Genomic DNA, 20,306 nt, shown 5'->3' with positions numbered 1-20,306 from the left:
GTTTGCGCGAGCAGGTCAGCGTCGGTGAAACCGTGGTGGTCGCCCAGGAGGGCCCGACCGGCAAGCAGTTGGTGGCCTATGTCGTACCGCTGGACTCAACACTTCTGGACGACGCAGTCGCTCAATCAAACGGCCGCGAAACCTTACGTCGCGCGTTGAAATCCCGCTTGCCGGACTACATGGTGCCGACGCACTTGATGTTCCTCGAACGTATGCCGCTGACCCCTAACGGCAAGCTCGATCGCAAGGGCTTGCCGCTGCCGGATGTGAGCCAGATGCAGCAGGTGTATGTGGCACCTCAGAGCGAGTTGGAGCAGAAGATCGCCACCATCTGGGCCGACGTGCTGCGCCTGCCGCAAGTCGGCTTGCATGACAACTTCTTCGAATTGGGTGGCGACTCGATCATTTCGATCCAGGTGGTCAGTCGGGCTCGCCAGGCCGGGGTGCGCTTCACGCCCAAGGATCTGTTCCAGCATCAGACCGTGCAAAGCCTGGCGACCGTCGCCCGGGAAGGCGAGGGCACGGTGCAACTGGACCAGTCGGCCCTGACCGGCGAGTTGCTGCTGCTGCCAGTGCAACAAGGCTTCTTTGCCGATGACATTCCCCAGCGTCACCACTGGAACCAGTCTGTGGTGCTGCAACCGCACCAGCCGTTGCAGGCGCCGCTGCTGGTGGCGGCACTGCAGGCGTTGATCGTGCATCACGATGCCTTGCGCAGCACTTTCGTCGAGGGGCTGCAAGGCTGGAGCGCAGCTTACCGCGGCCCCGATCAGCACCAGGCTGAACAGGTGCTGTGGCAAACCACCTTGAACAGCGTCGAGGAGCTGGACGCCCTGGGTGAAGAAGCCCAACGCAGCCTCGACCTGGCTGTCGGACCGTTAGTGCGTGCTGTGTTGGCGCAGTTGGCCGATGGCTCCCAGCGTTTGTTGCTGGTGATCCATCACTTGGTGGTGGACGGTGTGTCGTGGCGCATCCTGCTTGAAGACCTGCAGAGCGCTTACCAGCAACTGGCGCAGGGCGCTCCTGTGGCGTTGCCGGCCAAGACCAGCGCCACCCGCGCCTGGGCCGCACGCTTGCAGATCTATGCCCGTAGCGCTGCGCTGCAACACCAACTGGCCTGGTGGCAGACGCAATTGCAAGGCAGCCCGGTCGGCTTGCCCGGCGCTGATCCACAGGCAAGCTTGAGCAATCAGCTGGCGCTGAGCGTGAGCACGCAGTTGGACGCCACGTATACGCGACGTTTGCTGCAAGACGCGCCGAGTGCCTACCGTACCCAGATCAACGACCTGCTGCTCACCGCCCTGGCGCGGGTGATTACACGCTGGAGCGGCGAGGCTTCGATGTTGATACGGCTGGAAGGCCACGGTCGTGAAGACCTGTTCGATGAGATCGACCTGACCCGCACGGTCGGTTGGTTTACCAGCCTTTACCCATTGCAATTGGTTCCGGCTGACTCCCTGGGTACATCCCTGAAACACATCAAGGAGCAATTGCGCGCCGTGCCCGACAAGGGCCTGGGGTTTGGCGCATTGCGATACCTGGGCGATACCGAGGCGCAACTGACGCTGGCGGCCTTGCCACGCCCACGTATTACCTTCAACTACCTGGGGCAGTTTGACGCCAGTTTTGACAATGGCGAACAGCCAGGGCTGTTCACACCGACCGGTGATGCCAGCGGTGCCGAGCAAAGCCAGCAGGCGCCTTTGGGCAACTGGCTGGAGATCAATGGCCAAGTCTTTGGCGGCGAGCTGAAATTGAACTGGAGCTTCAGCCAGGCGATGTTCGATGAAGCGACGGTGCAATGCCTGGCTGATGAATATGCAACTGAACTCAAGGCGCTGATCGACCACTGCTGTGAGTCGACGCACCAGGGCGTGACGCCGTCGGACTTCCCCCTGGCGCGTTTGTCCCAGGCACAGTTGGATGGCCTGGCGCTGAACGTGGCCGAGGTCGAAGACCTGTACCCGTTGTCACCGATGCAGCAAGGCATGTTGTTCCAATCGCTGTACGGCGAAGGCTCGGGTGACTACATCAACCAGATGCGCATTGATGTGCAGGGCCTGGACGCAGCGCGCTTCCACCAGGCATGGCAGGTGGCGGTGGAGCGTCATGAGATCCTGCGCAGCGGTGTTGTCTGGCAGGCGGAGCTTGAGCAGCCTTTGCAGGTGGTCTACAAGCAGGCGCACCTGCCGTTTGTGCAGTTGGATTGGCAAACGCGTGCAGACTGCAACCAGGCTCTTGATGACTTGGCCGAGTCGGCACGGGCCCAGGGCTTTGTGCTGGAGCAGGCGCCGTTGCTGAGCTTGACGGTGGTGCGCACGGGGGTATCGAGCTACCACCTGATCTACACCAATCACCATATCCTGATGGATGGCTGGAGTGGTTCGCAGCTGTTCGGTGAGGTGCTGCAACAGTATGCGGGCGAGGCGCTGCCCGCGCCGACCGGGCGTTATCGTGACTATATCGCCTGGCTGCAGGCGCAGGATAAAGCTGCCAGTCAAGCGTTCTGGAAAGACCAACTGGCCAGCCTGCAAGAGCCTACGCGTCTGTCCCGTTCCGCACAGACTGAGGCGGACGCGGTCCTGGCGGTCAATGGCGAACATCGCTTGAGCCTGGATGCCGCGCAAACCGAACAGCTTAGAACCTTTGCCCAGCGCCACAAGGTGACCCTCAATACCCTGGTGCAAGGCGCCTGGTTGTTGCTGTTGCATCACCACACCGGGCAAGCCACCGTAGCCTTCGGCGCCACGGTGGCAGGGCGTCCGGCGCAACTTCGCGGGATTGAACAGCAGGTCGGATTGTTCATCAACACGCTGCCCGTAGTGGCGACGCCGGATGCCCAGATGTCGGTCAGCCACTGGTTGCAGCAGCTCCAGCAGCAGAACGTTGGCTTGCGTGAGCAAGAACACACGCCGCTGTTCGAGATCCAGCGTTGGGCCGGGCTGGGCGGTGAAGCCCTGTTCGACAGTATCCTGGTGTTTGAAAATTATCCGGTGTCCGAGGCGCTGGAGCAGGGTGCACCGTCGGGGTTGCGGTTTGGTGCAGTGCACAGCCTGGAGCAGACCCACTATCCATTGACCGTGTTGTTGGCCCTCGGCGAGACACTGGGCCTGGAATTCAATTACGCCCGCCAGGCCTTCAGCACCGCGCATATCCAGCGCTTGGCCGAGCACTTCCAGCAGTTGCTGCTGGCCCTGGCCACCGATGGCAGTCAACGTCTTGGCGCGTTGCCGTCACTGGCGCAGGCCGAGCGTCAGTTGGTGGTGCAGGATTGGAATGCCACGGCGGTGGACTACCCGCTCGATCAAGCAGTACACCGCTTGATCGAGGCTCAGGTATTGCGCACGCCGGATGCGCAGGCGTTGGTGTTTGACGGGCAAACCCTGAGTTACAGCGCGTTGAACGCCCGGGCCAACCGGCTGGCGCACCGCTTGATGGCGGCCGGAGTCGGCCCGGATGTGCTGGTGGGCCTGGCGCTGGAGCGCTCGGTGGAAATGGTGGTCGGCCTGTTGGCGGTGCTCAAGGCCGGTGGCGCCTATGTGCCGCTGGACCCGGAATACCCCGGTGACCGTCTGGCCTACATGCTGCAAGACAGTGGCGTGCAACTGCTGTTGACCCAGGCCCACCTGCTGGCGCAGCTGCCGGTTCCAGCGGGTGTGAACACTCTGGTGCTGGAGCAGGGCGATGCGTGGTTGGAGGCGTTCGGCAGCCACAACCCGGATATTACCGTGCATGGCGAAAACCTCGCCTACGTGATCTACACCTCTGGATCCACCGGCCAACCCAAGGGCGCCGGCAACCGCCATAACGCACTGACCAACCGCCTGTGCTGGATGCAGCAGGCCTATGGTCTGGACGCCCGCGACAGCGTATTGCAGAAAACCCCATTCAGCTTTGACGTGTCGGTATGGGAATTCTTCTGGCCGTTGATGACCGGCGCCCGCCTGGTGGTGGCGGCGCCGGGGGATCATCGTGACCCTGCCAGGCTGGTGAGCCTGATCAACTCGCAGCAGATCACCACGCTGCATTTCGTGCCGTCCATGCTGCAAGCGTTCTTGCAAGACGCGGCAGTTGCTTCGTGCCAGAGCCTGCAACGCATCGTCTGCAGCGGTGAGGCATTGCCCGCGGACGCCCAGCAACAGGTGTTCGCCAAGTTACCCCACGCCGGGTTGTACAACCTGTACGGTCCCACCGAAGCGGCTATCGATGTGACCCACTGGACTTGTGTCGAGGAAGGCCGCGATGCCGTGCCGATTGGCCGACCGATTGCCAACCTGGGTTGCTACGTGTTGGATGACAATCTGGAGCCTGCACCGGTGGGCGTGTTGGGCGAATTGTACTTGGGCGGTATTGGCTTGGCGCGGGGTTACCATCGCCGCGCGGCACTCACCGCTGAGCGTTTTGTGACTGACCCGTTCGGTAGCGGCACACGTCTGTATCGCACCGGCGACCTGGCGCGTTATCGCGACGATGGCGTGATCGAATATGCCGGGCGCATGGACCATCAGGTCAAACTGCGTGGCCTGCGTATCGAGTTGGGAGAAATCGAAGCGCGCCTGCTGGAGCTCGACAGTGTCCGCGAAGCCGCAGTGCTGGTGGTGGACGGCACGCACCTGGTGGGTTACCTGGTGCTGCAACAGCCGCTTGAGGATTGGAAAGCGGCGGTGGTTGCGTACCTGGCCGCGCAGTTGCCGGACTACATGGTCCCGGCGCAGTGGGTGGTGCTGACGCAGATGCCGCTGAGCCCGAACGGCAAGTTGGACCGTAAGGCACTGCCCAAGCCTGAGGCTCAGAGCGCTGGGCAACACCAGGCGCCTGTCACCGAGATCGAGCAGCAGATCGCGGCGATCTGGCGCGAGGTTCTGGAAGTGGAGCGTGTGGGGCTTCGCGACAATTTCTTCGAACTCGGCGGCCATTCGCTGCGGGTGCTGATGCTCAAGGAGCGGATTCGCAAGGTCAGCGGCGTGAACCTGTCCGTCAGCCAATTGATGCTTAACCCCACCGTGGCGGGGCAGGTCAAGTGCTTGCAGGGCGATAGCCGAGCGTCGTTGATCGTCAAGCTTAACCAGCAGACGCAAGGCACGCCGTTGTTCATGTTCCACCCAAGCTTCGGCTCGGTGCATTGCTACACCGCGATTGCTCTGGCCCTGCGTGAGCAGCGCCCGGTGTACGGGGTAATATGTCGCGCATTGGCTGAAGACGGCGCCGCGGTGCCGCATTGGCAGGTGATGGTCGAGGATTACACCGCGCAATTGTTGGCGGCCCAACCCCATGGCGCGTTCCGCCTGGCCGGCTGGTCGTTGGGCGGTAATCTGGCCATGGAAGTGGCCTACGGCCTGGAGCAAGCCGGCCGCGAGGTTGAGTTTGTAGGCTGGATCGACGCTGCGCCGCCGCAGTGGGTCAAACCCTACTGGGATGCTGTGGAGGTCGAGGACGACCTCGAAGTCTCAGCCAATGAGCGCCGTGCCGCCTTGTTGGGGGTGATGTTCCCCGAATTTGCCGAGTCCATCCAGGGTGCCTGGCAGCAATGCCGGCAGGATACCGAGGACGAAGCGCAGCAATGGCTGGGATTCGTGAGCTGGGCTGAACAGACCTTGGGCGAAGCATTTACTGCCGTCAAAGAGGAACTGCTGCGTGGCAATGAGGCGCAGATATCCTGGGACGTTGACCGGGCACTGAGTGAGCGCTTGCTGCAGGCTGACTTCAAGCCGATCAAGGCTCCCATCAGTTGCTGGTGGGCAGCCAAGAGCCGGGCAGGGCGATTCAAGGACGTGATTGAGCAGCAAATGGCGACGGTGATCAGCCAGGGGCGTATCGAGCGCTCGGTGATGATTGAGACTGATCATGACGGCATTATCGACAGCGCAGTGTTCATCAGCAGTTTGGCGGATGCGATGAGGTAAGCCGCCGCTTTACGAGAAGCCCGGATCCTGTATCCGGGTTTTTTGTGGGTGAGCGGCATAGTCTTTTTGGCCGATGCCGATCAATGAAGCAGCCACAGACTATTTTCGTACAAAAAAAACGCCCGGTGAGCGTTCAACTCTCACCGGGCGTGCGGTCGATCAAGGGGTGCGATCAGAAGTCCCAGCGGGTGCTGACCATCACGTTGCGTGGTTCGCCGTAGGCGGCTGAGTCATAGAAGCCCACGTTGCTGTAGTAGGACTTGTCGAAAATGTTATTGAAGTTAACGGTGGCCGAGAGGTTCTTGGTGACTTGGTAGCGAGTCATCAAGTCCACCAGCCAGTAGGATTCCTGAGTGATGTCCTGGTTGGTTTTGGTCACGCCGTTCCAGATTGAATTCCAGCCCTTGGTCTGCCAGCGCAGGCCACCACCGATGGTGAACTGGTCCAGGCTGCCCTTGAGTTTGTAGGTGGTGTTCAGGTTGACCTGGTGCTCGGGTTCGAAAGTGGAGATTTTCTTGTCTTTGTTATCGCGCACGATCTTATGGGTGTAGCCGCCCTGGACTTGCCAGCCTGGGCTCAACTCACCGGAGATCTCCGCTTCGTAGCCTTTGGTGACTGCCTTGGACCCCTTGAATGCATACTGAAATCCGTCTGGGGCTGGGGTCTGGTTGTTGTAGGCATCGTCCGGGATAGCCCGATTGGTCTCGTGAACTTCAAAATACGCAATGCTGGTGTTCAGGCGACCCTCAAAGAATTCGCCCTTCAGCCCCAGCTCGTAGTTTTGCCCTTCATCCGGTTCCAGCAGCGTTTTGTTCCGATCTTTATAGGTGCTTTCCTGAGGTTGGAAAATATCGGTGTAGCTGGCGTACACCGAGAAGTTGTCGTTGAGGTCGTAGATTACACCGGCATAAGGAATGAATCGGCCGGTTTCCTTGTAGGACGGGTTGTTGCCGGTGACGTGATAATTGGCCACGCGCCCACCCAGGATCACGTTCAGGTCGTCTATCACGTTAAAGCGTGCGGTCAGGTAGTAGCCGGTCTGGCGAATGGTGTCATCGATGTGCTGTTGGGCTGGGCCGTAGATCGGTTTGGCGATATGGCCGTTCCAGTTATAGAAATCGACCTTGTTGCCTCCTGGCCATTCCGGCGACCAGTAGCCCTTGCCTTGCCAGCGCGAGGTGCCGATGGACCCCCCCACCACCAGTTCATGTTCGCGACCAAACAGGCTGAACGGCCCGGTGGCGTAGAGATCGGCCGACGTGCTCTTGGTTTCGCCGGTGTATTTCTGCCCGTTGATCTCGGCGGTGCCATCGGCTTTCGGCTGGATGAACTGAATCGAAGCCAGGTCCGCATGGTAGCCGTTGATCTTGTGGTCGAGCTGGAACTTGGTCACCCAGCCGTCACCCAGGTCATGCTCGAGCATGGCGAACGCGGTACGGGTGTTCTGCTCCCAGGAACTCCAGGTGGTGCCGTTGTTGTACGAGCGCGGCATCTTGTTGATGCTACCGTTGGAGTTGACCAGTGGGAAGGACCCGGACCAGCTCGACCCCTGCGGAATGTTGTCCTGGTAATCGAAGCCCACCGTCAGCATGGTGTCCGGGGAGAGGTCGAATTCGGTGATGCCGTAGTAGGTTTCGGTCTTGCGCGAGTAGTGGTCCATGAAGGACTTTTTGTCTTGATACGCCGCCACGGCACGCCCACGGACATTGCCGCTGTCGGTCAACGGGCCGCTCACATCCACCTCGCTGCGGTAGTTGTCCCAGGAACCCGCGCCCAGTTGGACGTGGCCCTTGAATTCCGAGGTTGGCTTCTTGCGGACCAGGTTGATGGTCGCGCCCAGGGAGCCGGCACCGTTGAGCAGGCCTGTTGAGCCCTTGAGGACCTCGACACGGTCGTAGATCGCCATGTCGCTCAGGGTGTTGCCTGCGGAGTAACCGACGTTACGCACGGTGGACGGAATACCGTCGTACTGGAAGCTGTTGACCGAGAAGCCACGGGAATAGTAGTTGGTACGGTCGGAGTCATAGGCTGAAACCGTGATACCCGGCGTGTGGCGCATCACATCATCAACGTTGTTGAGGCCAAAGTCTTCGATGTGCTGGCGCGTGATCACCGTGATCGACTGTGGGGTTTGCCGTGGCGTCAGGGTCAGGCGGGTAGCCGTGGCAACGGTGCCCGGCGTGTAGGAACCGGAGTCTTCGGTGATATTGCCCAGGTAGTTGGCTGTCACCTGGGTCGGGCTCAGTTCCATTGAACCGCCGCTGCTGGCGGCGGCAACGGTCAAGGTATTGCCATTGAGGCTATAGGTGGTCTGGCTGCCAGCCAGCAACGCGTCAATGGCCTGCTGCGGCTGCATCTTGCCCTTGACGGCGCGGCTGTTCTTGCCCTGTACATCGCCTGGGCTGTACAGCACTTGCACATTGGTCTGGCGGCCAAATTCCTGCAGTGCGCTCCCCAGCGACTGTGCAGGAATATTCAGCTCGATCTCCTGGGCTTGCACATAACCTGCAATTGGCATCGACACAGCCAGCGCCAGGGTACTCGGCAAGAGGTTGATGTTCAGGGCCCGGCGCATGGATAGCGCTTTGCTCAGGGGGCTGAGACCGAGTCGTGCTGGCATGGATGCTTTCTCTTCTGTGTTTTAAGTGGGCAATTATAAGTGTTTATTGAGGCTGGTTCTCATTACCACTAGTGAGACGTTCCTACTTCGCAAAACCGGAAAAAATATTCCGATGCATCATGCAGGCTCCATTTCATGCAACACCTGGCCGGCGCGCAGGCGCACCAATTGGTCGGCAATGTCGAAATAACGGTCGTCATGGCTGATCACGATGATGGTCTTGCCCAGGCGTTTGAGGTCCGGCAGTAGCTCGGTGTAGAAGATGCGGCGAAAGGCCGGGTCCTGGTCGGCAGCCCATTCGTCGAACACCAGTACCGGGCGCTCCTCCAGCCAGGCATTGACCAGGGCCAGACGTTTGCGCTGGCCGGTGGACAGGTCGGTGGTGCTGAACACGCCATCCTTGACGCTGACCTTGTGCGCGATTTCCAGGCGTTCCAGGTATTTGGTCGCGCTGTCCAGGGACTGGGCGGCGCTGCCTTGTACCAAATCGTCGAACAGGTAGTAGTCAGAAAACACCGTAGTGAACAACTGCCGATAATCGTCGCGTTCAGGGTCGGTCACCGCTGTGCCGTTGAGCACAATCTCGCCGGCCTGAGGCGGATACAGGCCCAGCAGCAGCTTGATCAAGGTGGTCTTGCCGCTACCGTTTTCGCCGACGATAAATACGATATCGCCTTGCTTGATGCTGAGGTTGATCGGCCCCAGATGGAACGGCTGGCTGCCTTCTACCGCTGGTGGGCTGTAGCTGACGCCACGCAGTTCCAGGCTGTTGACCAGCGGCTTTGGCGCTTCACTGTCGTCCATCAACAAGTGGGGCTCTGGCGAAGAAAAACGCTCCGACAGTTCGCTGATGCGCCCAAAGGCAATCTTGGCCTTGCCCACGACCGGCAAGTAACCCAGCAGGTGCTCCAGCGGCCCCTTCATGTACAACAGCACCAGCACGAAGCCAGTAATCACCGTAGGGTCGGGGTTGGGGTTGTACGCCTGCATCGCCAAAGCCAGGCCGATGACCACGAAGAACAACATTGAGCCAAAGGTCTTGGCCAGAATATAAATATTGACCGAGCGCACCTGGATGTCGCTGATGCGGTCAGCGGTTTCCTGGATGCGATGGGTGTTCATGCGAAACCGCCGCGGGCGGTGCATGCGCAATTCCTTCGCGCCGGAGGCAATCGCATTGTAATAGCGCTGCAATTCATCCTCGTGGCTGCGGGCCAGGTCGAAGCCCTGAATGCCTTTGCCGCCGGCAATGAACTGCACGGCGCTACCGACAATGATCGCGACCACCATCATCAGAAACATCGGCACCGACAGGTAAGCCAGGTAACCGAGGCAGCCCAGGGTAACGGTAGCGGCGATGGCCAGGGGGGTGAAGGCAAAGGAAAAATCGCTGATGGTGTCCACGTCGTGGGTCAGCACTGGGATCAGGCGGTGGGAGCGATACTGCTCGATCTGCCCGATCGGAGCTGACAGCACCTTTTCACCCAGATCCTTGCGCAGGGCGGCAATGATCCGTTGCCCGACATAGTTGGTGCCGATGTCGGAAATGATCGAACTGATAAGCGCCACCACGCACAAGGCGGCAAAGGTCAGGACCACGCCCTGTGTCATGCCGCCCTCGGAATGCAGAGCATTGTTGATGGTTGCCAGCAGCAGGGTGATGGCCAGGCCGCCGACCATGCCGAGGGCGACGGAGACCGTCACAATGGTGCGAAAGGGCCGGAGCAATGCGAGCAAACCTTTGAAGGCGCCGCGCTTGGGGTCGGTCATAAATACTTCCCGGGAAATGAAAAAGAGGGGGCTGGGCACACAGACCCTTACCCATGACAAACGAAGTGCCGGCGTGACTATTTAGCTCGCTGTGCCGGGCGGTGGCCGTGGGCGATAAATTGCCTGGGGCCTGGTTCGTTCTTGTTGTGTAGGCGCACGCGTATCGACGCTGTGCGTGGCCCTTTCAGCGAGAGCGAAACAAATGACGAAAAAGAACCTGGTGTATGTCTGGTCCCTGAGAAATGCCGCTGCCGACAAGGCCGGGCAGCCGGTGGCCTATAAGGACCACGAGCGCTACATGAAGTCGGTGCTGGAGTTTCTGGTGGGCTCGCTCAACGACACGCCGCTGGGCGAGGTCTACAACCTGGTGGGCGTGGTGTATGACGACGATGAGCAAAACCCGCGCGACCAGCAGTTGGTAGCGGACTATGGCTTCGCCTACAAGCCGGGCCGCCAGTGGTTGTACCCGGCGGATTTGCGCGTGCAGGGCAAGTTGGTCAATGACCTGCTGCTGAGCGTGCCATCCACCTATCGCCGGCTGCCACGGGGCAGCGCCGAACATATCGCCGGCAAGCAGGATTTCGAGCGGCGCCTGCATGACACCCTGGTGGAGTTGAAGGCCGACATCGTGGTGCTTGACGGTTTGCTGGTTATCCTCGATGAACTGGTGCGTCCGGGCGCGCCGTTTGCGCGGCGCATCATGAACATTCATCCGGGCATCACCCGCATCGAATCGCCTTACGAGCGCCGTGGGGCCTATGCCACCTGGAATGCGTTGTACGGTGCGCGTGGGCAAGTGGTTGTAGATTGGGCGACCAGGCGGACGCAGCCGTGCGAGCCGCTGTACCTGACCGGTGCATCGTTCCATTACGTGGATAACGGTATCGACTCCGGCGAAGTGTTCCACGACGTGCTCAAGACAGAGATTTCGCCCGAGGACACCATCCTCGAACTGCGCTGGAACAACTTCAATAACAGCCTGTTCCCGGCGCTGCACGAAGGCTTGGAGCTGTTGGCCAAACAAGGCTGAGCACAATCTTGCTGGTGCATGGGATCTAAATGTGAGAGGGGGCTTGCTCCCGATGAGGGCATGTCAGTCAATGCATGGGTGGCTGACACACCGCTATCGGGAGCAAGCCCCCTCCCACAATTTAGAGCTCGCGCACTACCCGAAAGCCAATCCAATCCCCGCGTGTCTGCGGATAGATGTTGTTGCGATTGCCCGAACGTGAAAACACCGGCGCCTCGCCCCAGTCATTGCCGCGAATCTGGTAAGCCTCACAGTTCGGCTCCACCCACGCACTGCCATCAGTCGGTGCGCCGATGTAGTTCGGGTGCTCGCAATCGGCTACCCGCTCATACACATTGCCGTGCATGTCATACATCCCGAACGCATTCGGCGGGTAGCTGCCGACCGGCGACGAATAGCTATAGCCGTCCGCCGGGCCGTAGGTGTTGGCGTGCCTGGCGATGCTGTAGCCCTTGCCCTCGTCGAACGGGAAGGGGAACGGTCCGGTGGTACCGGCGCGCGCGGCGTATTCACGCTGGGCCTCGCTGACCATGTGGTACGTGTGCCCAGTCTTCTTCGACAACCAACTCACGTATTGCTTGATGTCGTCCATGTCCATGCACACTGCCGGCTGGCGTGGGCCCTGGGGGTAGCGTGGCTTGCTGGCGATACATTCGCGGCCGGGGCGGTCGTCGCCGTTGGCGATCTTCACGCCGGTCTGGCGCACGTAACTGTCCCATTCGCCGGCGGTGATGTGGAAACGGCTCATGGCGAACGGTTTGGCGAAGGTCACTTCATGCATCGGGCCTTCATCGGGCTCGCGCCCCACTTCATCGTCCGGGGTGCCCATGGTGAAGGTGCCGGCGGGCAGCACCACCATCTCGGGGCAGTCCTTGCAGTCCTTGAAGACCTTGCCCGGCTGCGGGGCGGCAGCCTGGGCCAGGTTGGGCAGCAGGGCGCCACACAGGGCGGTGAGCGCCAGGGCGGTCAGGGGTTTGAGTCGGGATGGAGTCATGTGGGCATCTCGTTCAAAGGGAAAAAGGTCATAACCGCTGGCTCAGCAAGGTCATGAAGCGCTGGATCTCGGCCGAGTTGTTGAGCAGGCCGGGCGAGGTGCGAATCACCGGGCCGACGTCACGGTCTACCGCGTCCACCACCACGCGGTTTTTCATCAGGTGGGCCGCGACTGCATCGCTGTCCTGGCCCTTGACCCGAAAGAAGGTGAAGCCCGCCGACAGCTCGGGGCTGCGTGGTGTGACCAGTTCGATCTGCGAGTGAGCCAGCAACTGGTCTTTCAGTTCGGTATTGAGCGCATGGATGCGTGCCTGTACCGGCGCCTTGCCCAACTGCAGGTGCAACTTGAAGGCTTCGTCGGCGGCCCAGCGATGTTCGAAGGCGTGGTAGCCGCCGGGTGTCATGGTCGTGGCGAAGTCCTTGTCTTCCGAGAAGGTCGGTATCATCGGTGTGACGTATTTGTTTTCGGTCTCGCGGGCGCACACCAGGCCGGTGCCGCGCGGGCCGAACATCCACTTGTGGGTGCCTGATATAAAGAAGTCGCAGTGCATGTCCGGGAAGTCGAGGTTCTCGACGCCGAAGCCGTGCACGCCGTCGACCACATAGAGAATGCGGTCCGGCTCGTCGCGGTTGCGGTTGTGTTCGTCCACCAGCTTGCCGATCTCGCCGATGGGCAATTTCACGCCGCTGCCCGACTGCACCCACGTCATGCCCAATACGCGAGTGTTGGGGCGGATATTGCGCTGGATATTGCTCAGCACCTCATCGACCGATACCTGATTGGCGTTTTCGAACAGGCGTATTTTACGAACCTGGGTCTGCTCCTTGCGCACTCTGAAATCCAGGCTGAACTCGGTGGCATAGTGCTCGTGCACGGTGGTGAGGATTTCCTGGTCGGCGCGCACCTTGATCCCGCCGTAAATCATCGCCAGCCCTTCGGACGTGCTACCGGTGAGGGCGATCTGTGCAGGTTTGGCCTTCAAATAGCGGCCGGCCCACTCGCGTACCTGGCCTTCGCGCTTCCAGGTCTCCTGCAGGTCCCAGTCCATGGCCAGCCCGGGGTTGCGGTCGATCTGCTGGCGGTAGCGTTCAATGGCTTCGCGCACCGGCTTGGGGTGCGAAGCCACCAGAAAGTTGGAAAAGTGCAGGTAGTCCGGGTCCTGGTTGAACAGCTGTTTGAGTCCCGTCCATGGGTTGTTTGCAGTGGCTGCCAGTGCCTCGGGGAGCAGTGCGGCGCCCAGTGGCAGGCTCGCGGCAAAGACGCCGGCCTGCTTGAGAAATGTACGGCGGTCGGTCATGGACTTACTTCGTGCTGGTTAGCGATTGGCCAATGGTTTGGCGGCTTTTTGTACCTGGTCCCACACCCGCAGGAAGTTGCCGCCCCACAGTTTGGCAATATCGGCTTCGGAGTAGCCGCGCTGGATCAATTCGGCGGTGACGTTGCGTACTTCGCCAACGTTCTCCCAGCCCTGCAAACCGCCGCCGTCGTTGAAGTCCGAGGCGATGCCGACGTGATCGATGCCGATCTTGCGCACGGTGTAGTCGATGGCGTCTCCCAGGTCCTTGAGGGTGGCCTTGGGTTCTTCTTCAAGGATGGCGTACAGCGCGCCGGCATACTCGCCGAAGCGTTGCTCGGGCCAGGCGGCAATGATTGCATCGCCGGGCATCAAGGCCATGGCCAGGTTGGGCAGTGGTGGCAGGTCGAAGCGTGCGCGCAGGGTGTTGAGCTTGTCCTGGGTCGGCTGGCTCAAGGGGCGCAGGTACGCGGGGAAGCCCACCACCTGCACCACGCCGCCGCTGTTCTTGATCAGTTGCAGTTCTTTGTCGCTGAGATTGCGCGGGATATCCACCGACGCCCGAGGCGCCGAGTGGGATGCCACTATCGGCGTGCGGCTCAACTGCGCGACTTGTTCCAGGGCCTTGGTCGACATCTGCGACACATCGATGATCACGCCCAGGTCATTCAGGCGATGCACCGCCTGCCGGCCGATCGGCGACAGGCCTTCAAGGGCGTCGGGCGAGTCATTGAAAAACGGCAGCGGGCGCGAAGAGTCGGACCAGGCGTTGTTGCCGATGTAGCTGAACCCGAACATGCGCATGCCGCGTGCAGCCCACAGGTCCAGCTGGTTGAGGTCGTTGCCCAGCGGGTAGGCGTTGAGCATGCTGATAAAGATCGCGAACTTGCCTTCGCCGTGCAGGCGCCGCATATCGTCCGGGGTGTAGGCGATGCCCACCTGGTTGGGAAAGTCGCGCACCATGCCGGAGATGATCTTGTAGCGCACCTCCTGCTCGTGGCGGGCCTCTTCGACAAAACCGTCGGTGGGCTTGTGCGGGGCGTTGTCGCCGTTCCAGATCTCCGGCCAGCCGAAGATCGTCAGTGCGGCACCCGACAATCGGCCCCGCGCCGCCTTGGCCAGGTCGAACTGGCCGCTGCCATCCTTGTCGGCTTCATTGCCTGCCGTACCGAAATCCAGGGGCAGGGTGATGTGGCTGTCGAACGACAACAGGCGATCCTGCATTTCATTGGCCTGCTTGATCACCTCCAGCGGGTATCCGGCGTTGCCCTTGAACCATTGGTCCCAGACCAGAAAGCCGGCCCCGGCGCCGATAGCCAGGGCCAACGGCAGGCCGATATACAACGCCTTTTTCGAACGTGATTTTGTCATTGCCATCTCAGTCAGTTGCGGCCTTTGCTATCAGGGAAGAACGAGCGCTGGCGGGGGAAATTTAGGCAGCACTGGCGCGACGGTAAATTTCAGCGGGCTGCAAACGTTCTAGCTCTGATCAAGCTGTTTCCTAAGGTAGCCAATGACAATCTCTCGACGTGGGTTCATCGCAGGCCTGGCGCTGACCGGCGCGGCCGTGCCGGCGGCCTTTTATGCCCATCGTGAGCTGACGCGGGAAGAAGAATTCCCCATCACCCCCGGCGAAGCCACGGTCGACCTGGCCGACACTCAGGGCCAGCACCTGGCGAACACCCTGCGTGGCGTCTGGAGCCTGCGCCTGGCAGGGCGCGATGCCGGCCTTGCGGGTTTGCCGTTGCACGGCCTGGAGCTGCTGCTCGACATCGCCCCTCGTGGCCGTGGGCTGCGGGGTTACCTGGATACCGCCGAGAACCTGCGTGCCGACGGCGAGCCACGCTATCGAGTCTTGGGCGACCTGCTGACGGGCGAGAGCGCCGTGCTCTATTGGCGGTTGATCGACCGCGACTCAGTCGGCGGTGTGCCGGCCTATGAGTTCAAGATGACCCTGGATGAAGTCTGGGCTGCCTTCGGCAATGCCGGCAGCGCCACGCTCAGCGGGCAAATCCTCGACCTCGATCGCCCCCTGGCGTTGATCGAGCGCGACAATCGTTTCATCGCGCACAAACAGCTGTTCCCCGAGGCTCGACAACGCATCGGTCTGAATCCCACGTTGCTGGCCTGGCTGGTTTCTCCCGAACATCGCCTGTTTCACCAACTGTGGCACGCCACGCGTGACCAGTGGCACAAGCTCTCCGAAGAAAAACGCGAGGCCCTGCGTGGCATCGGCTGGCAACCGGGGCCCCGTGGCCAGGAGCGCGATGCCCGCGGCAAACGCAAGGATCGCAATGGCTCGGGCATCGACTTCTTCTTCATGCACCGGCATATGCTCGGTACTGCGCGCTCCATGCAAGACCTGCCGTCGTGGCCGCAATTCCCCGCGCCGCAACCGGCGCTGGAGCGTGATCGCCTGGGCTTTGTGCGCTACTTCGACAACCACGACGGCTTCGCGCTGCCGCCCTGTTGGTCGGCGCCGGACGACGCCGACTACACCCAGTGGGTCAGTGATATCAAGGCGGCCGAGACCTACCACAGCAACTTCCAGGTCTGGGAATCCCAATACCGCGACCCGCGCTACCTGGCCAAGTTGACACTGGGCCAGTTGGGTTCGGAGATGGAGCTGGGCCTGCACGACTGGCTGCACATGCGCTGGGCCTCGGTGCCCCGCGACCCGTCCAACGGCGCACCTGTGCCGTTCGCCCGTGACCCAGCAGACTTCTCGGCACGCTGGTATGCGCCGGAGAATGACTTTCTTGGCGATCCGTTTTCATCCCACGTCAATCCGGTGTTCTGGCACTTCCACGGCTGGATCGATGACCGCATCGAAGACTGGTTCCGCGCCCACGAGCGCTTCAATCCGGGCGAAGTGCGTCGCCTTGAAGTCAACGGTGTGGCCTGGTTTGCGCCGGGCCGTTGGGTTGAAGTGGGCGACCCCTGGCTGGGCCCGGACACCCACGGTTGCAGCACCACGCCGGGCTTGCAGCAGGGTCGCTCGATGGAAATGGACCCGGAGATCATGAAACTGGCCCTGCGTATTACCTTCGGCGCCGATGAGGACCTGCTCAAGGGGTTGTTCAAACGCGTACCGCGGCGGCCTTGGTATGCGCGGCATTTGAAGGTCAAGCGCGAGACATGACTGCGCGGTAGACCTTGACACCTTCAGGTCCGTACGCAACGATCAACTCAATTTTAATAAATTGAGTTTCGGCCATGGCTAAGATCCAGAAACCGGTTGATTTCGAGGTGTTATTAAAACGCCACGGCCTGGAAATTTTCGAGCTGGCTCGCACTTTCAAGGCGATCGACGACAAAGGTAGGTATTTGCACTGGGATGAGTTTCGCCGTTATCCCGCACCGGGCCTCAACAAAGAGGCCGCGTGGGCCGCTATCAAAATGTCCCGTGCGTGTGCGAGCAAAACCTTGGAGCTGCGCAGTGAATGCGGCAGGCCTTTTTTCCTGTACACCACTGATTTTTGCGACGCGGTGATTCATGCCGTGGAGTCAGTCACGTCCAGGCTAGGAGGGGCGACTGCTTCCTCTCCTCAATACCGCGACAACACTCAGTATCTGGTCGATTCATTGATGATGGAGGAGGCAATCTCCAGTGCCCAGTTGGAAGGCGCTGCTACCACTCGCAAGATCGCCAAGGACATGTTGGCCAAGGAGCGCACGCCGCAGAATGACGATGAGCGGATGATCCTGAACAACTATCATCTGATGAAGCGGGCCAAATACAGCAAGGATGCAAACCTCTCTATCGCGCTGATCTGCGAGTTTCACGGCATCGCTACGGCGGGGATTGAAGAGGGCGACGTTCATCCTGGGCAGCTTAGAATCGCTGACGATATTTTTGTGGGCGGGGCTGCGGAAGAAGTCGTTCACCAACCTCCTCAGGCAGCGCTGCTGCCGGACAGGCTCGAAGCGCTTTGCCGGTTTGCAAATGACCGACATGACGGCCAAGCCGGCAGGCATTTTATCCATCCCGTGGTGAAGGCGATCATCCTGCACTTCATGCTCGGTTATGAGCACCCATTCAGGGACGGCAACGGGCGCACTGCGCGGTGTTTATTTTACTGGTTCATGCTCAAAAGCGGTTACTGGCCCTTTGAGTACATCTCCATCAGCACACTGCTCAAGGAGGCACCCATGCAATATGGGCGCTCATATGTTCATACGGAAACCGACGCTTTTGATTTGACCTATTTCGTCATTTATCAATTAAGGGTTATCGAGCGCGCCATTAACGAATTCATGGCGTACTTTGAAAGCAAACGTAAAGAAGCCGTGGAACTGATGGGCTGGCTGGGTACGCTTGGATTGCAGGCTGAGCTGAATTACCGACAAGGGCATTTCTTGAAAAAAGTGCTCCACCACCCTGGGCGCATCTTTACGCCCAAGGAACTCACGCACGACTATGACATTTCGGAAAACACCGCACGCAAGGACCTGGAGAGGCTGGCCGGCATGAAGGTGCTGTTCAAAGTGCAGGAAGGCAAGAGTTTCTTGTACGTTGCCAGAGAGGATGGTCAAGCCAACTTGAAGAAGCTGAAGCCGAAAAGCTAGGGTTTTTCAATCTTGCTCCTCTGCCCGCAGTTGCGCACTCATCTGATCGCAACTGCGCGCCCAGTCGCTGAGCCATTGGGGCATAGGCGGCGAAGTCTCTTCCAGACCCAGTTCGCGCACGAAATCCGACGGCGGCACGTTGCCCTTGGCGCCGCGGAACACTCCACGGATCACCACCACGCCAATCACTCGGCCATGGCTGACGAAGCGGTGCTCCATCAGGCTCCACTTGTGGTCCCAGCCGAGCATTCGGGTGTGCACTTCAAATACCTCAAACAGCTTCAACTCGCGGCGAAACTTGCCCCAGGTATCGCCTACGATCGGCACTGCCTTGTGGCGCAGCGCCACACGAAAGGCACCCGTGCGCAACACAAAATCCATGCGCGCCACATCTGCCAGGGTGAAATAACGACCATTGGTGACATGCCGGTTCAGATCCAGGTCCAACGGCCAAACCCTCATGCGCACCACCGTAGTGGCCAGGCCATGTACCGGTTTGCGCCAGGGGCGACGCAATAGCATGTGCAGTAATCGAAACCAGAGATTCATGAAAAGACGCCAGACAGTTGAACAATGACCGCACTGTAAAGGCGAGGAATCGGATAAGGTAGGTGCGCAAATGACTTATTTCATGCGAAAAGCGCAAACTGGTTTTTAAATGCACATTACCTTGCTTCTGGCTGACCGATGTTCCGCTGCCAATGCCACCCTCGCCATGGAAGTACTCAGTGCGGCCAACCTGTTTGCGGATAGCCCGTGCTTTGAGGTGGTGCTGGCTTCCCTCGATGGGCAGGCGGTGGTGACATGGGGCGGCCAGCGCCTGGAGGTGGATTGCAGCGTGGCGCAGGTGGCCCGGACCGACCTGGTATTGATCCCAGGCTTTCTGTTTACCCTCAAGGAAGTCTTGCCGACGTTTGCCGCTTACGGCCCTTGGTTGCGTGAGCAGCATGGTCGTGGCGCAGTGCTGGCCTCGATGTGCACGGCCGCGTTTCTCTTGGCCGAAACAGGCCTGTTGCAGGGCTTGCGCGCCACCACCCATTGGGCGTTTACCGAGTTCTTCCGTCGTCGCTATGCCCAGGTCTGTCTGGATGAGGGGCAGATCCTCTGCGAAGAAAACCGCTTGATTACCTGCGGTGGCGCCACGGCGGCGATGGATTTGATGCTGCACCTGATCCGCCGCTTCGGTTCTGCGGAACTGGCTTATACCTGCGGCAAATATTTGCTGATCGATACCGGGCGCACCGAACAGTCGGTGTATGCCATGTGGTCGTTGCCCAAAAGCCACGGGGATAGCGAGATTCTGCGCGTACAGCACTGGTTGGAGCAGCACTTTACCGAGTCATTGGTGATCGACGAGGTGGCCCGGCGCTTCGGCTTTGGCGTGCGTAATTTCAAGCGCCGCTTCAAGGACGCCACCGGTCATACGCCAATCGGCTACCTGCAAACCCTGCGTCTGGAACGGGCCAAGCAGATGCTTGAGTCAACGCGCATGACGCTCGACAGCATTACCTATGCCGTTGGCTATGAAGACAGCAATTCGTTTCGGCGCCTGTTTCAGCAGCGGGTGGGTATGTTGCCGGCGGCGTATCGCAAGAAATTCCTGATCGTCCAGGGCTGACTCAAATGTGGAAGGGGCGGTGCGACGATTCGACTTCCCCCGGAGGCGACCTGACAGCCGAGCAAATCGCAGACGAAAAAACCGGCTGATCAGGCCGGTTTGGGGTATCCCGCAAACAGCGCGGGGTTATACGTGGGAGCTCAGCAGACGCTCGGCACCACCTTCGGCCAGACCACGTTCCTGCAAGCGGTCAGCACCACCTTCGGCCAGACCACGTTCCTGCAAGCGATCGGCACCGCCTTCGGCCAGACCACGTTCCTGCAAGCGGTCAGCACCGCCTTCGGCCAGACCGCGTTCCTGCAAGCGGTCAGCACCGCCTTCGGCCAGACCACGTTCCTGCAAGCGATCCGCGCCGCCTTCGGCAACACGGGTTTCTATCAGCCGGTCGGCACCGCCTTCAGCGACTACCGGGTGGGCAAAAGCGTTTGCAGCGAGTACCGAGAAAGCGAGGCTAAGCAGGATTTGGCGTTTCATGATGGTGTGCTCCGAGTGCTTTAGTTGGGTGCCG

Annotated in this window: 12 protein-coding genes; 6 read left to right on the top strand and 6 right to left on the bottom strand. The window is 60.4% G+C overall.

All coding sequences use genetic code 11. The features are described 5' to 3' along the window. Window positions 1-5,903: non-ribosomal peptide synthetase (locus E4P00_RS11780; protein WP_248131534.1), on the top strand; the 5,903-nt coding region annotated here is incomplete at its 5' end. A 172-nt stretch (window positions 5,904-6,075) separates the two neighbouring features. Here the strand turns inward: E4P00_RS11780 and E4P00_RS11775 are convergent. Both E4P00_RS11775 and E4P00_RS11770 read right to left on the bottom strand, forming a co-directional pair. Further along, complete coding sequence (locus E4P00_RS11775) at window positions 6,076-8,523, bottom strand: TonB-dependent siderophore receptor (RefSeq protein ID WP_078821102.1); 2,448 nt, start codon at window positions 8,521-8,523, stop codon at window positions 6,076-6,078. A gap of 117 nt (window positions 8,524-8,640) precedes the next feature. Then, window positions 8,641-10,293, bottom strand: coding sequence for a cyclic peptide export ABC transporter (locus tag E4P00_RS11770; protein WP_216091223.1), 1,653 nt, complete (start codon window positions 10,291-10,293; stop codon window positions 8,641-8,643). Between the two features lie 202 nt (window positions 10,294-10,495). On the opposite strand from E4P00_RS11770, the gene E4P00_RS11765 reads away from it, so the two are divergent. After that, the gene (locus tag E4P00_RS11765; RefSeq protein WP_078821104.1) at window positions 10,496-11,323 is read left to right on the top strand and encodes a N(5)-hydroxyornithine transformylase PvdF; all 828 of its coding nucleotides are present in this window, start codon (window positions 10,496-10,498) and stop codon (window positions 11,321-11,323) included. Window positions 11,324-11,444: 121 nt separating this feature from the next. Here E4P00_RS11765 and E4P00_RS11760 read toward each other — a convergent pair whose 3' ends face one another. The 3 genes from E4P00_RS11760 to pvdM are packed head-to-tail and all read right to left on the bottom strand — an operon-like array spanning window position 11,445 to window position 14,982. Continuing rightward, the gene (locus E4P00_RS11760; protein WP_248131532.1) at window positions 11,445-12,317 is read right to left on the bottom strand and encodes a formylglycine-generating enzyme family protein; all 873 of its coding nucleotides are present in this window, start codon (window positions 12,315-12,317) and stop codon (window positions 11,445-11,447) included. A gap of 28 nt (window positions 12,318-12,345) precedes the next feature. Beyond that, window positions 12,346-13,614 carry an aminotransferase class V-fold PLP-dependent enzyme gene (locus E4P00_RS11755; protein ID WP_078821106.1) on the bottom strand — a complete coding sequence of 423 codons (1,269 nt, stop codon included), beginning with the start codon at window positions 13,612-13,614 and terminating at the stop codon, window positions 12,346-12,348. An 18-nt stretch (window positions 13,615-13,632) separates the two neighbouring features. Next, window positions 13,633-14,982, bottom strand: a complete 1,350-nt coding sequence (gene pvdM / locus E4P00_RS11750; protein WP_103734412.1) for a pyoverdine-tailoring dipeptidase-like protein PvdM — start codon at window positions 14,980-14,982, stop codon at window positions 13,633-13,635. A 142-nt stretch (window positions 14,983-15,124) separates the two neighbouring features. On the opposite strand from pvdM, the gene E4P00_RS11745 reads away from it, so the two are divergent. Beyond that, window positions 15,125-16,753: a PvdJ/PvdD/PvdP-like protein gene (locus tag E4P00_RS11745; RefSeq protein WP_078821108.1), complete on the top strand. Its 1,629-nt coding sequence runs from the start codon at window positions 15,125-15,127 to the stop codon at window positions 16,751-16,753. Between the two features lie 74 nt (window positions 16,754-16,827). Then, entirely contained in the window at window positions 16,828-18,180 is a 1,353-nt protein-coding gene (locus tag E4P00_RS11740; RefSeq protein ID WP_248131530.1) for a Fic family protein, read from the top strand. A 6-nt stretch (window positions 18,181-18,186) separates the two neighbouring features. On the opposite strand, the gene E4P00_RS11735 is transcribed toward E4P00_RS11740, so the two are convergent. Continuing rightward, on the bottom strand, window positions 18,187-18,729 hold the full coding sequence (locus E4P00_RS11735) for an acyl-CoA thioesterase (protein ID WP_223018670.1): 543 nt from the start codon (window positions 18,727-18,729) through the stop codon (window positions 18,187-18,189). Between the two features lie 109 nt (window positions 18,730-18,838). Here E4P00_RS11735 and E4P00_RS11730 point away from each other — a divergent pair, with 109 nt between their 5' ends. Further along, a complete protein-coding gene (locus E4P00_RS11730) occupies window positions 18,839-19,798 on the top strand; it encodes a helix-turn-helix domain-containing protein (RefSeq protein ID WP_005787652.1) in 960 nt (319 codons plus the stop codon). Window positions 19,799-19,930: 132 nt separating this feature from the next. After that, a complete protein-coding gene (locus E4P00_RS11725) occupies window positions 19,931-20,296 on the top strand; it encodes a hypothetical protein (RefSeq protein WP_248131528.1) in 366 nt (121 codons plus the stop codon). The last annotated feature ends 10 nt before the right edge of the window (window positions 20,297-20,306 follow it).

Source organism: Pseudomonas sp. B329, from assembly GCF_023127835.1.
GTDB classification, from domain to species: Bacteria; Pseudomonadota; Gammaproteobacteria; order Pseudomonadales; family Pseudomonadaceae; genus Aquipseudomonas; species Aquipseudomonas synxantha_A.
This window is presented reverse-complemented; position numbering and strand designations above follow the sequence as displayed.